At 70.0% G+C, this 16,161-nt stretch carries 12 protein-coding genes; 7 read left to right on the top strand and 5 right to left on the bottom strand.

Annotated features, from left to right (window positions below; all coding sequences use genetic code 11):
• Positions 1 to 9: 9 nt before the first annotated feature.
• Positions 10 to 219 (top strand): DUF6289 family protein, encoded by a 210-nt coding sequence (locus I4U41_RS11275; protein ID WP_206861204.1) that lies wholly within the window; start codon positions 10 to 12, stop codon positions 217 to 219.
• Between the two features lie 75 nt (positions 220 to 294).
• On the opposite strand, the gene I4U41_RS11270 is transcribed toward I4U41_RS11275, so the two are convergent.
• Positions 295 to 900, bottom strand: coding sequence for a DNA-3-methyladenine glycosylase (locus I4U41_RS11270; RefSeq protein ID WP_206861203.1), 606 nt, complete (start codon positions 898 to 900; stop codon positions 295 to 297).
• Between the two features lie 202 nt (positions 901 to 1,102).
• On the opposite strand from I4U41_RS11270, the gene I4U41_RS11265 reads away from it, so the two are divergent.
• From I4U41_RS11265 to I4U41_RS11245, 5 genes are all read left to right on the top strand, one after another.
• Positions 1,103 to 2,080 carry a YihY/virulence factor BrkB family protein gene (locus I4U41_RS11265; RefSeq protein WP_425492541.1) on the top strand — a complete coding sequence of 326 codons (978 nt, stop codon included), beginning with the start codon at positions 1,103 to 1,105 and terminating at the stop codon, positions 2,078 to 2,080.
• A 188-nt stretch (positions 2,081 to 2,268) separates the two neighbouring features.
• Entirely contained in the window at positions 2,269 to 3,354 is a 1,086-nt protein-coding gene (locus I4U41_RS11260; protein WP_206861202.1) for a sensor histidine kinase, read from the top strand.
• Positions 3,355 to 3,356: 2 nt separating this feature from the next.
• Complete coding sequence (locus tag I4U41_RS11255; RefSeq protein ID WP_206861201.1) at positions 3,357 to 4,265, top strand: LytR/AlgR family response regulator transcription factor; 909 nt, start codon at positions 3,357 to 3,359, stop codon at positions 4,263 to 4,265.
• A 403-nt stretch (positions 4,266 to 4,668) separates the two neighbouring features.
• Complete coding sequence (locus tag I4U41_RS11250; RefSeq protein ID WP_206861200.1) at positions 4,669 to 7,791, top strand: efflux RND transporter permease subunit; 3,123 nt, start codon at positions 4,669 to 4,671, stop codon at positions 7,789 to 7,791.
• A gap of 59 nt (positions 7,792 to 7,850) precedes the next feature.
• Positions 7,851 to 8,978, top strand: a complete 1,128-nt coding sequence (locus I4U41_RS11245) for an efflux RND transporter periplasmic adaptor subunit (protein ID WP_206861199.1) — start codon at positions 7,851 to 7,853, stop codon at positions 8,976 to 8,978.
• Positions 8,979 to 9,121: 143 nt separating this feature from the next.
• On the opposite strand, the gene I4U41_RS11240 is transcribed toward I4U41_RS11245, so the two are convergent.
• The 4 genes from I4U41_RS11240 to I4U41_RS11225 all read right to left on the bottom strand — a co-directional run bounded on the left by I4U41_RS11240 (position 9,122) and on the right by I4U41_RS11225 (position 14,111).
• Complete coding sequence (locus I4U41_RS11240; RefSeq protein WP_206861198.1) at positions 9,122 to 12,127, bottom strand: bifunctional diguanylate cyclase/phosphodiesterase; 3,006 nt, start codon at positions 12,125 to 12,127, stop codon at positions 9,122 to 9,124.
• Between the two features lie 124 nt (positions 12,128 to 12,251).
• Positions 12,252 to 12,638 carry a response regulator gene (locus I4U41_RS11235; protein WP_206861197.1) on the bottom strand — a complete coding sequence of 129 codons (387 nt, stop codon included), beginning with the start codon at positions 12,636 to 12,638 and terminating at the stop codon, positions 12,252 to 12,254.
• Positions 12,631 to 13,815 (bottom strand): two-component system sensor histidine kinase NtrB, encoded by a 1,185-nt coding sequence (locus I4U41_RS11230; RefSeq protein ID WP_206861196.1) that lies wholly within the window; start codon positions 13,813 to 13,815, stop codon positions 12,631 to 12,633. The genes I4U41_RS11235 and I4U41_RS11230 overlap by 8 nt, the downstream gene beginning before the upstream one ends.
• A 116-nt stretch (positions 13,816 to 13,931) precedes the next feature.
• The gene (locus I4U41_RS11225) at positions 13,932 to 14,111 is read right to left on the bottom strand and encodes a hypothetical protein (RefSeq protein ID WP_206861195.1); all 180 of its coding nucleotides are present in this window, start codon (positions 14,109 to 14,111) and stop codon (positions 13,932 to 13,934) included.
• Positions 14,112 to 14,440: 329 nt separating this feature from the next.
• On the opposite strand from I4U41_RS11225, the gene I4U41_RS11220 reads away from it, so the two are divergent.
• Entirely contained in the window at positions 14,441 to 15,964 is a 1,524-nt protein-coding gene (locus I4U41_RS11220; RefSeq protein ID WP_242525123.1) for a response regulator, read from the top strand.
• The last annotated feature ends 197 nt before the right edge of the window (positions 15,965 to 16,161 follow it).

Raw genomic sequence — 16,161 nt, 5'->3', positions numbered from 1 at the left:
GAGATGAGCATGCGTCGTTTCAGGATCCTCGCGTTGGCTGCGCTGGTGGGCCTCACCTCGTTCGGCGCCAGCGCGAACTGGCAGGGCACATGGCTGTATTACGACGACGAGGGCGTCCTCGTCGGCTCATGGACCGCCGGCTGCCGCGAGATGGACGGCCGCTGGGGCATCGAGACGGACAACAAGGTGTTCGTGCAGGGCTGCCGCGTTTCGAGTTGAGTCGAAGACGAGCGACCTGCCGGTTCGATCGGAACACGAAGAAGCCCCGCGATGCGGGGCTTCTTCTTGCGCGCGTCACGCCTTCTTCCGCGCCCTCGGCCTGCCGCCCTTCGACACATGCGGATCGGCCGCCACGTGCCATCGCCAAGGCTCGTCCACCGCCTTGCTGATCCCGATGCGCGGCGACGCCACCGGCTCGCGCGGCGGCGGCGTGCCGTCGTCGCCGAACCACACCGGCGAGGAAACGTCGGTGATGTCCACGCCGTTATGCACGCCGCTCAGGCCCATCGCCTGCGCGAGGCGGCCGGGGCCGCTGGCGAGCAGGCGGACGTCGTCCATCCCGCGCGCGCGACGCATGCGGTCGACGCCTTCCAGCGGCGACAACGCACGGATCAGCACCGCATGCCCGGCCGGGCCGCCGCAGACGGCGTTGATCGCCCAATGCATGCCGTAGATGAAATACACGTACAGATGCCCGGGCGGGCCGAACATCACCTGCGTGCGCTTCGTCGGGCCACGGAACGAATGCGCGGCCGGGTCCTCGCCGCCGCGGTAGGCCTCGACTTCGACGATGCGTCCGATGCGGCCGTCGGCGGTGACGATCACCTTGTTGAGCAGTTGCGGGGCGACATCGCGGGAGTCGTGGGCGTAGAAGCGGCGGGGCAGGGGTTCGATGGGCATGAGGGCATCGTAGCGGCGGTCGCGTCGCTGCCTGATCGCGGCGCGTTCTTGTCGCCCGGGCAAGGGCGAAGGCCGCCCCCGGGGACACGCGAGATCCCCCGGGTGCGCTTCGCTTACCCGGGCTACAACGGCCGGAGCGTCCTTACGGTAAACACACCGGTCGGCATACGGACTTCACGCCCGCCGCGCTATTCCTCCCGTGATGGCAGAAAACACCGAGAAGACCCCGGTCGAGACCACCGCCGAAAAGCTCGACCCCACCGCGCCGCGACGCACCGAGCCCGACCGCGGGCAGTCCTTCCGCCGGCCCGCGATGCAGGCGCTGGTGCGGCGCGCGCAGGGCAGCCTGCCGGCCGACCTCATCCGCCGATTCGTCGACACCGAACTGATGGCGCAGGCCGCCGCGCTCGCGTTGTACGCGATGCTGTCGCTGGCGCCGCTGCTGCTGATCCTGGTGTGGCTCACCAGCGCGCTGCTGCCGGGGGCGCAGGAATCGCTGATGCAGCAGATCGGCCTGCTCGCCGGCGGCGAGGCGGAGCGGGTGGCGCGCACCGTCGTCGACAATGCGCGCGATCGCCCCGACACCGGTTCGATCGCCGGCTGGTGGAGCGTCGCGTTGCTGTTCATCGGCGCGACCGCGGTGTTCGCGCAGTTGCAGGACGTGCTCAACAAGATCTTCCGCACCGATGCGACGCGGCTCGCCGGTGCGATGGCGTGGCTGCGCAAGCGCGTGTTCTCGATGGGCCTGGTGCTGGCGATGGGCTTCCTGCTGCTGGTGTCGATGACGGTTTCGACGCTGGTGCAGCTGGCGTTCTCGCGGGTGGAGTGGGCGCTGCCGATCGTGATGAATGCGGCGACGTGGTGCGTCTACGCGCTCAGCTTCGCATTGATGTACCACTACCTGCCGGACCGCTCGGTCGGCTGGAAGCGCGCGTTCGGCGGCGGCGCGATCACCGCGCTGCTGTTCGTGTTGGGACGCTGGCTGATCGGCTGGTACCTGGAACGGTCGAACCCCGGTTCGGCCTACGGCTCTATGGGCGCGCTGGTGCTGGCGCTGGTGTGGGTGTACTACGCGGCGCTGATCGTGTTCGTGGGGGCGCTGATCACCGCGGTGATCGATGAACGGCGGAAGGGGAGGGTGAAGCCGAAGCCGCTCAACCAGCCTTCGTCGCCCTTGTAGAAGCGGTATCGTGAGCGCGAACGTGATCGGACGTCCCCTCTCAGCTCTGCACTCCCTCCGGTCGCCGGAGGGAGAGGGGCTCAACGCCCCGCCGCGGCGAACCGTGCCCCACCGCCGACGAGCCGTTCCCTCGCGCGCCCGCCGACCGGCTAGGATCGCCTGACGCGTCCCAAGTTCCTGCGGCACCCATGGCCATCACCGCGACCCATCCGCTGGACCTGCCCCGCCAGCACCTGTTCTGGATCTTCCACGGCGCCGGCTGGCTCGGTTATTTCGGCCAGAGCTGGCTGGCGGCGATCGCCTACGGGAAACCGTCCGGCTACTGGATCGTCCCCTTCACCGCCGCCTGCACCGGCTTCGTCGTCACGCTCGGCCTGCGCTACCTGCTGCGCGCGTGCTGGGGGCTGTCGCCGAGCAAGCTGCTGATGACGATGATCGTGCCGATCCTCGCCTGCTCGGCGGTGATGGACCTGACCACGCGCGCGATGCTGGTGCGCTTCTGCGACACCTGCGCGCCGACCAGCCGCGTCGCCTACATCGCCTATTCGCTGACCTACATCTACGTGGTGCTGGCGTGGGTCGGGCTGTACCTGGGCATCAAGTACTACCGCCAGCTGCAGGACGAAACGCAACGCGCGCTCGCCGCACGCACGATGGCGCACCAGGCGCAGCTGAAGATGCTGCGTTACCAGCTCAATCCGCATTTCCTGTTCAACACGCTCAACGCGATCTCCACGCTGGTGCTCGATCGCGACAACGCCACCGCGAACCGGATGGTGCAGGGACTTTCGGCGTTCCTGCGGCATTCGCTCGACAACGATCCCATGCAGCGCGTCACCCTGCGACAGGAACTGGACGCGCTCACGCTCTACCTGGACATCGAGAAGATCCGCTTCGCCGAGCGCCTGCGCATCGAGACCGACATCGACGAGGACTGCTGGCGCGCGCTGCTTCCCAGTCTGCTGATGCAGCCGCTGGTGGAGAACGCGATCAAGTACGCCGTCGCCAAGCAGGTCGCCGGCGGGCTGCTTCGCATCGAGGCCGAACGCGATGGCGACCAGCTGGTGCTGCGCGTGATCGACGATGGCCCCGGGTGCTCCAGCCTGGAAGGCAACCAGCTGCCGCCCGGCAAGGGCGTCGGCCTGCGCAACACGCGCGAGCGTCTGAACGTGCTGTACGGCGACGCCAGCAGCTTCGCCGTGCGCAATCGCGAACGCGGCATCGAAGTCGAACTGCGGCTGCCGTTCGACACCCGCGAACTGGGCGGAGAATGAATATGGACCGGGCCGTTCATGGTCGTGCCGCAGGCGGTCGTGTCGCCGAACGCGAACACCCGCTCGATCCCGCGCAGCGCACGCCGCTGCGCGCCTTGATCGTCGACGACGAACCGCTGGCGCGACGCGGGCTGGAAATCCGCCTGCAGGCGCATCCGGAAGTGGAGATCGTCGGCCAGTACGGCGACGGCCACGCCGCGATCGCCGGCCTGCGCGAGCATCGTCCCGACCTCGTCTTCCTCGACGTGCAGATGCCGGGCATGGACGGCTTCGAGACGCTGCGCAGCATCCCGGCGCACGAGATGCCGCTGGTGGTGTTCGTCACCGCGTACGACCACTACGCGATCCGGGCGTTCGAGGCCTCGGCGACCGACTACCTGCTCAAGCCCGTCGAGGAAACGCGCCTGGCGCAGGCGCTGGCGCGCGTGCAGCAGGCGCGTTCGCAACGCGAGGCGAGCGGTCATTGCGCGCACCTGCTGGGATTGCTGGGCGAGTTGAGCGGCCGGCCGCTGCTCGACCTGGACGAAGCGCTGAAGCCCGATGCGCTGGAACAGCTGCGTCGCGACGACAAGCTCGCCGTGCGCGACGGCGGTCGCACGGTGCGCGTGGACCTGGCGAGCATCCGCTGGATCGACGCGGCCGGGGATTACATGTGCATCCACACCGACGCCCCGGCGGACCGCAACGCACAACAGGGCGAAACGCTGGTGCTGCGCGCGACGATGCGCGAGCTGGAGAAACAGCTGGACCCGCAGCGGTTCCCGCGCATCCATCGTTCGACCATCGTGAACGCACGCCGCGTGGTCGAGCTGCGACCGCATACGAACGGCGAGGGCTTCCTGCGGCTGGATTGCGGACAGGAGCTGAAGCTGTCGCGGACGCACCGGGACAAGCTGGCGTTGTTGATCTGAGCGGGGCTTGTGTTTCCGGCTCGCGTTGTTCGCCTGATGTTGTAGCCCGGGTAAGCGCAGCGCACCCGGGAACGCGGTTGCTTCTCCGCCCCGGGTGCGCTGCGCTTACCCGGGCTACGGAACAATCGCCATCGTCGCGAGAAGATCGTCATCCGGGCCTCCGCCGGGATGACGACGAGCGTGGGGTGCCGCCATGGACTACCCACGCGCAGCGCACCGTGCCATTGGTTGGGTTCCCCCCAACGCACGCACGTTGCACCAACGAAACGCCCCACCGCACGCCCAACGCTTCACCGCGACCACTCAACCACTGATCGCAAACCTCCCGCACGCGTGACTTCCGGACCATCCCGGCAAAGTCCGGCGGGCGCATCGTGCGGCGGCATTCGACTGGAGCCGCGCCATGAACCTCACGCAAGCCTCGCTGCGCAATCCCGCCGCCGTCGCGGTGGCGGTCGCGATGGTCTGCGCGTTCGGGCTCATGAGCCTGCTCAAGCTGCCGTTGCAACTGTTTCCCGACATCGAACGCCCGCAGATGTCGATCCAGACCGGCTGGCGCGCCGCGTCGCCGCAGGAGATGGAATCGGAAATCGTCGAGCCCATCGAAGCGGTGATGCAGGGCCTGCCGGGGCTGGAGGAAATCGAGTCGAACATCAACGCCGGCAACAGTTTCATCAACCTGACCTTCGCCGTCGGCAGCGACATGGACGCGATGCTGGTGGAAGTGCTCTCGCGCATGAACCGCCTGCAGCCGCTGCCGCGCGACGCCACGCCGCCGGTCGTGCAGGCCGGCGCAGACAACGCGAACAACTCGCTCACCTATTTCTTCGTGCAGAAACTGCCGGACACGCCCGGCGACATCCTCGATCGACGGCAGATGATCGAAGACCGCATCGTGCCGCGCCTGTCCGCGGTGGAAGGCGTCGCCGGCGTGGAGATCAACGGCGGCGCGCCGGAAGAACTCACCATCACCATGAACCTGGAACGCGCCGCCGCGCTGGGCATCCAGGTGCCGCAGGTCGCCGACGTCGCCGCGCGCGCGACCGACGTCTCCGGCGGCGTCGTCGAGGCCGGCCGTCGCGAATACGTTCTGAGGTTCGCCGGGCGCTATTCCCCCGAAGCGCTCGGCAACCTCATCCTCGCCTGGCGCGACGGCCGGCCGGTGCGGCTGGGCGATGTCGCCACCGTCGAAGTGAAACGCCCCGAGCAGCGTTTCTTCGCCTACCAGAACGGCAATCCCGCGATCGGCCTGCGCATCCTGCGCGAGAGCGGCGCGAACGTGCTCGACACGCTCGATCGCGTGAAGGCCGTGGTCGAGGAAATCCGCGTGAAGGAACTCGCGCCGCAGGGCCTGGACATCCGCCAGAGCTTCGATGCGTCGGTGTTCATCAATCGCGCGATCGGCCTGTTGTCGGGCAGCCTCGGTGCCGGCGTGATGCTCGCGGTGGGCTGCCTGTGGTGGTTCCTGCGCGACGTGCGCGCCACCGCGCTGATCGCGTGCGCCATTCCCATCTCGCTGCTCGCCACGTTCATCGTGCTGCAGCTCACCGGCCGCAGCCTCAACGTGATCTCGCTCGCGGGCCTCGCGTTCGCGGTGGGCATGGTGATGGACGCGGCCGTTGTCGTCGCCGAGAACATCGTGCGATTGCGCGAGGAGGGCATGTCCGCCACGCAGGCGGCGCTGGAAGGCACGCGCCAGGTCGGCGGTGCGCTGGTCGCCTCCACGCTCACCACCATCGCCGTGTTCCTGCCGGTGATCTTCATGGACGACGTCGAAGGCCAGCTGTTCGCCGACCTGGCGCTGACGATCTCGATCGCGGTCGGCATCTCGCTGCTCATCGCGATCACCGTGCTGCCGGCCGCCGCGAGCTCGTGGCTGCGCAAGCGCGAGGACGCGCACGAGCAACAGCAGCACCGTTTCTGGGTCGGCGTCAGCGACTGGGCGATGCGCGTGACGAGCGGGCGCCGCAACCAGCTGGCGTGGATCGGCGCGCTGGTCGTCGCGCCCATCGTGCTCACCCTCGTGTTGATGCCGAAGATCGACTACCTGCCGCCGGTGAAGCGCGCGGCGGTGGACGCGTTCTTCAATTTCCCGCCCGGCATGAGTCCCGAGCGCGTCAACGCCGAGATCGCGCCGACGCTGCTCGCGCGCATGCGGCCGTACATGGACGGCGAGAAGGGCCCGCAACTGAGCAACTGGTACCTCAACCTGTGGCCCGGCGGCGGCACGCTCGGCGCGCGCGTGGTCGATCCGGACGACATCGGCGAACTCGAACGCATCGTGCGCGACGAAGTGTCCGTCGGCTTTCCCGACACGCGCGCGTTCGCCAGCGAAGGCGAGCTGTTCGGCAGCTTCGGCGGTTCGGCGCGCGCGATCGCGATCCACCTGCAGCACGCCGATGGCGACGCGCTCACGCGCGCGGCCGAAACCGGACGCAAGCTTCTGACCGAAAAGTTCGCCGGCGCGAACGTGCAGGCGTGGCCGAACGCCGACGCCGGCACGCCGGAGCTGCGCATCAATCCCGACGATCGCCGCCTCGCCGAGGTGGGCTGGCGCCGGCCGGATCTCGCCACCGTCGTGCGCGCGCTCGGCGATGGCCAATGGCTGGGCGAATACTTCGATGGCGATCGTCGTCTTGCGATCATCCTTCGCAGCGATCGCGAGGACGACGTGGAGCGCCTCGGCGCCGCGCCGCTGGCCACGCCGAACGGCGGCGTGCTCAGCCTCGCCGAACTCGCGCAGGTCGACACCGTGCTCGCGCCGAACCAGGTGCGGCGTGTCGATCGCCGCCGCACGGTGACGCTCACCGTCGATCCGCCGCCGGCGATGTCGCTGGAGGAAGCGCTCGGCATCGTCGAGGACGACGTCGTGCCGGTGCTGCGCGATGCATTGCCGGACGATGCGGCGATCCGCGTGTCGGGCAGCGCCGACCGCCTCGGCGAAGTCGTGCGCAGCATGGGCACCAACTTCGCGATGGCGCTGGTGGTGCTGTTCCTGCTGATGGCGGCGATGTTCAAGTCGCTGCGCGATTCGGCCTACGTGATGGCGACGTTGCCGATGGCGGTGCTCGGCGGCGTGATCGGCCTGCGCGTGCTGGACCTGTTCGCGGGACAGACGCTCGACCTGTTGTCGATGATCGGTTTCATCATGCTGCTGGGCATGGTGATCAACAACGCGATCCTGCTGGTCGCGCAGGCGCGCGAAGGACAGGCGGCGGGCGCGACGCTCGAGGATGCGCTGAAGCAGGCGCTCGACCAGCGGCTTCGGCCGATCCTCATCGGCGCGCTCACCGGCGTGCTCGGCGCGCTGCCGATGGCGATCAACCCCGGCCCCGGCGCGGTGATCTATCGCGGCCTCGCGGCGGTGTCGGTCGGCGGCGTCGCGTTGAGCCTGGTGTTCATCGTCGTGCTGGTGCCGGCGCTGCTGCGGTTGCTCGAAGGCGCGGTGCGAGGAACGAGCGCAGAGGAACCGGAAACGGGTGACGCTGCGGCGTCCCGGTCCGCGCCTCCGCTTACCCGCTCCTGACGCCCCGCTTCTTCTCCTTCCTCTCCACTCGTTCCTCGTCCTTCCCCCGGAGGCATGCAATGAAGACCCCGTCCCGACTGCCCGGCAGGATCATCCTGCTGCTCGCGCTGGTTCCCGTGCTGCTCGTGCCGCTGATCCGGTGGGACGCCGACGCGACGCCGCCGGAAAAGCCCGACGAACCGCCCGCCGTGGTCGGCGTGGCGAACGCGGTGACCACCGAGCTCGCGCCGGTGCACTGGGCGCCAGGCAGCGTGATCAGCCGGCGCGACGCGAAGGTCGCCAGCGAACAGGACGGCCGCGTCGTGCGCGTGGTCGAAGTCGGGCAGAAGGTGCGTGCGGGCGAGCCGCTGGCGGTGCTCGACGACACCGCGCTGCGCCTGCAGGAGCAGCAGGGCGAGGCGGACCTGGCGCGCATCCAGGCGCAGCTGGACCTGGCTGCGCGGCAGGAGCAGCGTTACGCGCAGCTCGCCGCGCAGCAGAACATCGCGCGTGCGCAGTACGAACAACTCCGCGCCGACCGCGACATGCTGGCGCAGGAACGCGCGCGTGCGCAGGCGCTGCTCGCGCAGACGCGCCACAAGCGCACGCAGATGGTGGTGCGCGCGCCGTTCGACGGCGTGGTCGCCGAGCGTTCGGTGCAGCTGGGCGAATACGTCGAGACCGGCGCCGCCGTCGCGCGCCTCGTCGACACCGGCGCGCAGGAGGTGCGCGTGCGTGCGCCGGTCGATCTGGCCGAGCACCTCGCCGTTGGCACGCCGGTGCAGGTGCGCGCCGGTGCGAAGACGCGCGACGCCGACGTCCGCACGCATCCGGTGAGCGCGCTGGTGCCGGTCGGCGACGAGGCTTCGCGCCAGCTGGAACTGCGCATCGCGATGGACGTCGGCGAGCTTCCCGTCGGCAGCGCGGTGGACGTCGGCATGCCGGGCGCGCGCAAGCGCTCGGTCGTCGCGGTGCCGCGCGATGCGGTGATCCTGCGTCGCGAAGGCGATTACGTGCTGCGCGTGGCGGCCGACAACAAGGCCGAACGTCTGCCGGTGTCCACCGGGACCGAAGTCGATGGCCTGGTCGAAGTGGCCGGCGCGGTGAAGCCGGGCGACCGGCTGATCGTGCGCGGCGGCGAGCGGATCGAGGCGGGACAGGCGGTGACGGTGCAGCAGGATCTGTCGCGGGCGACGGCGTTGCGATGAGTCTGCACGCACGGCTCTTGTAGCCCGGGTAAGCGCAGCGCACCCGGGTTGCCTGTGCTCGCATTCGCGAAGGGTCGATGCAAGGATTCGCTGCGCTCATCCCCGGGTGCGCTGCGCTTACCCGGGCTACAACGGCAGGGGGATTACCGCTCCGTTGCCGACGCCACCCAGGGTCCGTCCAGCCATTCGCGCATCTGGCGCAACTGCTCGATCGTCTGCACCAGCGGCGCCGGACGGTGGATGCCGAAACCCTGCACCTGGTTGCAGCCGTGCATGGCGAGCCATTCGTATTGCGCCTGGGTTTCCACGCCTTCGCCCACGACCTTCAGGCCCAGGCCGTGACCCAGCGCCAGCAGCGCCTGGCAGATCGACGCGCTGCGTTCGTCGCGATGCACGTCGTGCACGAAGGACTGGTCGATCTTGATCGCGTCCAGCGGCAGCTGCTTGAGGTACGACATGCTCGAATACCCCGTGCCGAAGTCGTCCAGCGACAGGCACACGCCGAACGATCGCAGCCGCCGCAGCGTGTCCAGCGCCTGCTCCGGGCGCGTCATCAGCACGCTTTCGGTCAGCTCGATGTGCAGCGCACCGCGCGGCAGTGCGTATTCGCGCAGCACGTCCTCGATGTCGTGCGCGATGTCGCCGTCGAGGAACTGCATCAGCGACACGTTCACCGCCACCGGCAGGCCGGCGAAGCCCGCGCGTTCGAGCAGGCGCTGCGCGGCGGCGGCCTCGCGCAGGGCCCAGCGGCCCAGCGGCACGATCAGGCCGGTGTCCTCGCAAAGACCGATGAATTGCGACGGCGGCAGGTAGTCGCCGGCGCCCTGCGGCCAGCGGATCAGCGTTTCCAGCCCGGCCGGACGCGAATACGCCACGTCCCACAGGATCTGGAAGTGCAGCTCGAATTCGCCCGCGTCGATCGCGCGATGGATGCGTCCGGCCAGGCGCAGGCGGTCGCTCGCGTGGCGCGCCATGCCCGGTTCGAACACCACCAGCGGACGATGCTCGGTGCGCGCCACGTGCGCGGCGAGTCCGGCGTTGGCGATGGCCTGCGAGGCGTCGCCTTCGCCGATGCGCAGGTCGGCCACGCCGATCCACGATTCCAGCCGGTGCAGCGTGTCCTCGCCGGGGATCGGGCGCACCAGTTCCTGCAGCAGGCATTCCAGCGCTTCGTCCCATGACGACGCCGGGCATACGACGAGCGCGAACTCGTCGCCGCGCACGTGGCCGGCGGCGCCGAAGCGTTCGCCCAGCCGCGCGATGCGCGTGGCCATCACGCGCAGCGTGTCGTGGCCGGCTTCGCGGCCGAGGCTGTCCTCGATCAGCTCCAGCCCGCGCAACTGCACGCACGCGATGCGGCAGGGGCCGGCGGGCATGGCGCCGACGCGACCGGCCAGCGCCTCGGCATTGAGCAGGCCGCTGGTCATGTCGTGGCTGGCGCGGTAGGCCAGTTCGCGCTGCTGCGCCATGCGGTCGGTGACGTCCTCCGACAGCACCAGGCGGCAGGGCCGCCCGCGGAAATCGATGTCGCTGGCGTGCACGCGCACTTCCAGCAGCCGGCCGTCCTTGCGCCGGTGCACCCACAGCCGCACTTCGTCGCGCTCGCCGGCGTGGTGGCGGGCGAGGTCGGCGACGACTTCCTGGCGATGCTCCTCGGGACGGATGTCGAAGATGGTCATGGCGAGGAATTCCTCGCGCGTGTAGCCGTACTGCTCGATCGCCGCCTGGTTCACCTCGACGAAGCGCAGCGTCTGCACGTCGAACACCCAGAATGGCAGCGGGTTGCGCTGGAACAGCATGCGGAACTGGCGTTCGGTCTCGGCCAGCGCCGCCTGCGCCTCGATGCGGTCGGTGACGTCGGCAACGGTGCCGGCCATCTCCAACGTGCCGTCGGCATCGAGGGTGGCCGCGCCGCGCGCCGACATCCAGCGCACCCGGCCGTCGTCGGCGCGGATGATGCGGTAATCCAGCGAATACGGCTGGCCGTCGCGCCAGGCCCGGTTGAACTGCTCGCGCACGTGCTCGCGGTCGTCGGGATGCACGATCCGGTAGAACTCCTCGACCGTCGCCGCCGATTGCCCCGCCGGCAGGCCGAGCAGGTCGGCGATGGCTTCGGACCAGCACACCGTGCCGCTGCGATCGGCGATCCACGTGCCGGTGCGGCCGAGCTGCTGCGCGCGACGCAGGCCCTCGGCGGCTTCGGTCAGGCGCTGCACCATCTGCGCGTTGGCGCGCGCGTTCCGCCGGACCATGCGGACCAGGTAGACGAGCCCGACCAGGTACAGCGCGTACAGCACGACGCCCGTCGCGACCAGCCACCACCACGGCGCGAGCACGCGGGCGCGCGCGATCGCCACGTCCACGTGCAGCGGATAGTCCGGCACCGCGCCGGCGACGGTGATGCGTTCGATGCCGTCGCGACGGTCGTCGTCGTCGACTTCCATCGGCATCGGCTCGACCTGCGTCGGCACGGCGGTGTCGTCGGGCTCGCCGATGTAACGATCGCCGCGGCTGTCGGCGACCAGCCGGCCATCGTTGCCGGCGACCTGGATCAGGCGCGTGCGGTCGGTGTCCAGCAGCAGGATCATCCGCTGCAGCTCGCTGGTGCGCAGGCGCGCGACGATCCAGCGGTCCTGGTCCATCGGCACGGCCAGCGGCAGCAGCCACTGCCCGCCGCGTCGTTCCAGGGGACCGACGAACATCGTCTGCGGATGGGGCTGCGCGTTGCGGCGATCGGGCCACCGCGGCAGGCCGGGCTCGCCGCGTCCGCCGCTGAGCGGACGGCCCTGCGCGTCGGTGAGCTCCAGGCTTTCCAGTTCCCGCTGGCGCTGCGCGACGCCTTCGAAGAACGGGCCGATCAGTTCCGGCACGTGCTCCGGCGCCGCCTCGCTCACGCGTGCAACGTCGCCGGCGATGCCGCGCATGGCGCGTTCGAGGTTGCGCAGTTGCAGCCATACCAGCCGTTCGGCGCCGGAGGCGAGGGCGACGTTCTGCCGCTGCGCGGCTTCGAGCCGGTGGCCGCGATCGGCCACGACCACCGCGAACAGCGTCGCGGCGAGCACCACGGCCAGGCCGAGTCCGAAGGCCAGCACGGCCGCGGCGGACTGCGTGCGGCGACGGGCGGGACGGGAACGTTCGCTTGTGGGCATCGCGTCGCGGTCGGCGTGTCCGGAATCGATCCTATTCAGTGCGCCCCCCGGTGACAACGTTGTGAGCGCACGGCGCAGGCGACGTCCGCGCCCTGTTCCGGTATCGGCCGCGACGGCCCGACCTTCAGCTTCCGGCCAATGCCGCCTCGTCGCCCGATGCGGCCCGCTGCGGAAGCAGCGCCAGCAGTTGCGGGATGCGGTAGGGCTTGGGCAGGAAGATCACGTTCGAGGGCAGCACCGGCAACTGCGCGCGGGCGAAACCGGACGCGAGGATCACCCGCGCGTGCGGCTGCAGGCGCGCGGCATGGCCGGACAGTTCGATCCCCGACATGCCCCTGGGCATGCTCACGTCGCTGACCACCACGTCGAAGCGCTCGCGCTCCATCGCCTCGACCGCTTCCGGCCCGTCGGCCGCGGTGCTCACGCTGTAGCCGGTGATGCGCAGCGCCTCGCCGACGAGCAGGCGCAGGTCGGCCTCGTCGTCCACCAGCAGGACGCGCACGTCACACATCGCCGCGATCTCCGCCATCGGCGTTGCGTGCCAGGCGGGCGGGCAGGTGGATGGCCACCTTCGTGCCCACGCCGGGCTCGCTGTGCAACTGCACGAAGCCGCCCGACTGCGCGGCGAAACCGAACACCTGGCTCAGGCCGAGGCCGCTGCCCTTGCCGACTTCCTTGGTGGTGAAGAACGGCTCGGCGGCGCGCTCGACGACCTCCGCGCTCATCCCCGATCCCTGGTCGACCACTTCCACCACCACGTAATCATGCTCGCCCTCGTCCAGCGCTTCCGGCACCGGACAGCGCGCCCGGCGCGTGCGCACGGTGATCGTACCGCCGGCGGGCATGGCGTCGCGGCTGTTGGCGACGAGGTTCAGCACCGCCGCCTCGAATTGGGTGGCGTCCACGTCCAGCATCGGCGCGTCGTCGCCGAATTCGAATTCCACCTGGATCGTCGCGCCGCACGCGCGGCGGTAGATCTCCGCCGAGCGCCCCAGCAGCGTATTGATGTCGTGCGGTTCCGGCACGACGTGCTGCCCGCGCGCGAAGGTCAGCAGCTGGCGGGTGAGCAGCGTGCCGCGATCGGCGGCGCGCTGCGCGGCCTCGATCCATTCCAGCGTGCGCGTGTCCTGCGCGCTGGTCAGGCCGATCAGGTCCAGGCTGTTGACGATCACGGTGAGCAGGTTGTTGAAGTCGTGGGCCAGGCCGAGGGTCAGCTTGCCGATCGCCTCCAGCTTCTGCGACTGCGCCAGCGCCTTCTGCGCGGCCTGCAGGCGCACCTGCGCCTCGTAGCGCTCGGTCACGTCGCGCGTGATCTTGGCGTAGCCGATCAGTTCGCCGTCCTGCCAGATCGGATCGATCACCACGCTGGCGCGGAAACGCGTGCCGTCCTTGCGCAGCCGCCAGCCCTCGGCTTCGAACTTGCCCTGCGTGCGCGCGCATTGCAGGCCGCGCTGCGGTTCGCCGCGGACCACGTCCTCGGGCGTGTAGAAGCGCGAGAAATGCTGGCCGACGATCTCCAGGTCCGTGTAGCCCTTGATCCGCTCGCCGCCGGGATTCCAGCTGCGGATGAAGCCGTTGGCATCGAGCATGTAGATCGCGTAGTCGGTGACGCTGCCGATGAGCAGCGCCAGCTGGCGGGCCTCGTCATCGAGCCTGCGCACGGTCGGATCGTCCGCCGGACCACCCATGCCGCCTTGCCGCGGCGGGCGCGCGGGAATTGCGTCAACCAATGTCACTCCCTCTTTCGGCCGACGAGCCTAGTGGGCCCGCCGTTAAGTTAGCGTGCAACGCGGCGCCGTGGGATTCAGCGCGGCGCCTGCGTATCGGGCGATTCATGGCCCGCATCGCGTGCGGTGTCGCGCAGCGGCGGCGTCAGGTCCGCGCCCTGGCCGGGCTGGTCGTCGCGGTCGTCGGGCTTGCGCAGCTCGCCCTTGCGGGTGTCGGCCTCGTCCAGGCCGGGGTGGTCGCGATGGAGTTTGCTCATGGCGTGCGTCCACGGTGTGCAGGGAGGAAGGGGACCACACGTCGCGGCCACGAAAAGTGAAGCACCGGCGTCCCGACCTGCGATCGGCCTGATCGCGCCGGTTCCGCAAGATCCCGTCGCCTTCACCCGGCGCACGCAAACCCATCGGGTAGCATCGGCCGCTGCCGCCGGCCCGCACCGCCGGCACCGGGGACGAATGGAACCAGACACGACTCGCTTCAGGTGGGGACGATGGGGGCTGGCGCCGGTGGCGTCCGGCCCATCCGGTCACGGGCCCGTGGACGCGGCGGGACCGCGGTCCGTCGCCGCTGTCGGGGAGATCGCCTGACATGCAGCCCAACGGCGCGGCCTCGCTGGGGCCCTTGAACGTGCTCATGGTCGAGGACTCCCCCGACGATGCGGAGCTGCTCCGCGAGCACCTGCTGGCGTCCGGGCTGGAAGCGCGGTTCCAGCGCGTCGACAGCGAGCACGGCCTGCTCGAGGCGCTCGAACGCGAGCGCTTCGACCTGGTGCTCTCCGACCTGTCGCTGCCGGGGTTCTCGGGCATGGAGGCGCTGCGCATCCTGCGCGAGCGCGACGCGGAGCTCCCCTTCATCCTCGTGTCCGGCACGATCGGCGAGGAAACCGCGGTGGATGCGCTGCATCGCGGCGCGAACGACTGCGTCCTCAAGCAGAACCCCGCGCGCCTGCCCAACGCGGTGGTGCGCGCCGTGCGCGAGGCCCGCAACGCGCGCGAGCGCGAACGCGCCGAGCAGGAACTGATGCGCTCGCAGCGGCTCGACTGCCTGGCGATGCTCGCCGCCGGACTCAGCCACGACCTGCGCAACGTGCTGCAGCCGCTGCTGATCGTGCCGGACCTGCTCAACGCCTACAGCGACGATCCGAACGTCCGCCGGCTGTCGTCGCTCATCGCCGAGAGCGGCCGGCGCGGGCACGAGATGGCCGAATCGATGCTCGCCTTCGTGCGCGGCACGCATCGCGCGAGCGAGGACGTGCCGGTGGCGCAGCTGTTCCAGGCGGTCGCGCTGCTGTTGCAGGGCACCCTGCCGCGCAACGTCGTGCTGGTGTGCGAGCAGCTGGAGGAGGAACTCGTCGTCCACTGCAACCACATCGAGTTCCAGCAGTGCCTGGTCAACCTCGCGCTCAACGGCGTGCAGGCGATGGACGAGCGCGGCGGCGAGCTGCGCCTGTCCGCGCGCCGCATCGCGCACGACGACGGCGACCGGGTGTGCGTGCGCGTGTCCGACGACGGCTGCGGCATGGACGAGCACACGCGCGCGCAGCTGTTCACGCCGTTCTTCACCACCAAGCCGGAAGGCACCGGGCTGGGCCTGCTGTCGTGCAGGCGCTTCGTCGACGGCCTGCACGGGCACATCGTGGTGGAAAGCGAGCCGGGGCAGGGCACCACGTTCGAACTGCACCTGCCGCTGAGCACCGCGGTCGAGCCAGGCGATGCGCCTGGCGAGCGTTTCGCGGTGGGCAATGGGCAGCGCATCCTGCTGGTGGACGGCGATGGCACGCGCTTGTCGCTGCTGGCGAACGCGCTCGACAGCCAGGGCTTCGATCCGCGCGTCGCCGTGGACGGTGCCGCCGCGCTGCGCCTGATCGCGCGCGAGGGGCTGCCGAAGCTCGCGATCATCGACAGCGAGATCCTGATGCTGTCGGCGGTGAGCCTGTTGCTGGCGCTGCGCGATGCGGGCTTCGATGGGCCGGTGATCACCCTGGGCGACCCGACCGACCCGCTGCGCCACGACGCCCTGCCGCCCGACGCGGTGGCGGCGGTGTTGCGCAAGCCGTTGCAGATGAGTGCGGTGTTCCGGGCGGTGGAGGGGGCGTTGGGGATTGGGGGATAGTCGCGCGTGCGGTGAGTCGCAGCGGTTGCAGCTCTTGTGGCCGTTGTAGCCCGGGTAAGCGCAGCGCACGGGTGACGCCGCTGGGCCCACGAACGCTGCGGAGCACTCCAGCGCAACCCCCGGGTGCGCTGCGCTTACCCGGGCTACAGAAGCGGCGGATCTGCCGTTCGCGAGAAGCGACAGCCTGCTTCCGACGC

The sequence above is a fragment of the Lysobacter changpingensis genome (assembly GCF_017308985.1).
Taxonomy (GTDB): Bacteria; Pseudomonadota; Gammaproteobacteria; order Xanthomonadales; family Xanthomonadaceae; genus Lysobacter_J; species Lysobacter_J changpingensis.
This window is presented reverse-complemented; position numbering and strand designations above follow the sequence as displayed.

Coding starts and splice junctions, on each gene's coding strand:
- I4U41_RS11275 (WP_206861204.1), top strand. CDS start 10: ATGCGTCGTTTCAGGATCCTCGCGTTGGCTGCGCTGGTGGGCCTCACC.
- I4U41_RS11270 (WP_206861203.1), bottom strand. CDS start 900: ATGCCCATCGAACCCCTGCCCCGCCGCTTCTACGCCCACGACTCCCGC.
- I4U41_RS11265 (WP_425492541.1), top strand. CDS start 1,103: ATGGCAGAAAACACCGAGAAGACCCCGGTCGAGACCACCGCCGAAAAG.
- I4U41_RS11260 (WP_206861202.1), top strand. CDS start 2,269: ATGGCCATCACCGCGACCCATCCGCTGGACCTGCCCCGCCAGCACCTG.
- I4U41_RS11255 (WP_206861201.1), top strand. CDS start 3,357: ATGGACCGGGCCGTTCATGGTCGTGCCGCAGGCGGTCGTGTCGCCGAA.
- I4U41_RS11250 (WP_206861200.1), top strand. CDS start 4,669: ATGAACCTCACGCAAGCCTCGCTGCGCAATCCCGCCGCCGTCGCGGTG.
- I4U41_RS11245 (WP_206861199.1), top strand. CDS start 7,851: ATGAAGACCCCGTCCCGACTGCCCGGCAGGATCATCCTGCTGCTCGCG.
- I4U41_RS11240 (WP_206861198.1), bottom strand. CDS start 12,127: ATGCCCACAAGCGAACGTTCCCGTCCCGCCCGTCGCCGCACGCAGTCC.
- I4U41_RS11235 (WP_206861197.1), bottom strand. CDS start 12,638: ATGTGTGACGTGCGCGTCCTGCTGGTGGACGACGAGGCCGACCTGCGC.
- I4U41_RS11230 (WP_206861196.1), bottom strand. CDS start 13,815: ATGGGTGGTCCGGCGGACGATCCGACCGTGCGCAGGCTCGATGACGAG.
- I4U41_RS11225 (WP_206861195.1), bottom strand. CDS start 14,111: ATGAGCAAACTCCATCGCGACCACCCCGGCCTGGACGAGGCCGACACC.
- I4U41_RS11220 (WP_242525123.1), top strand. CDS start 14,441: ATGCAGCCCAACGGCGCGGCCTCGCTGGGGCCCTTGAACGTGCTCATG.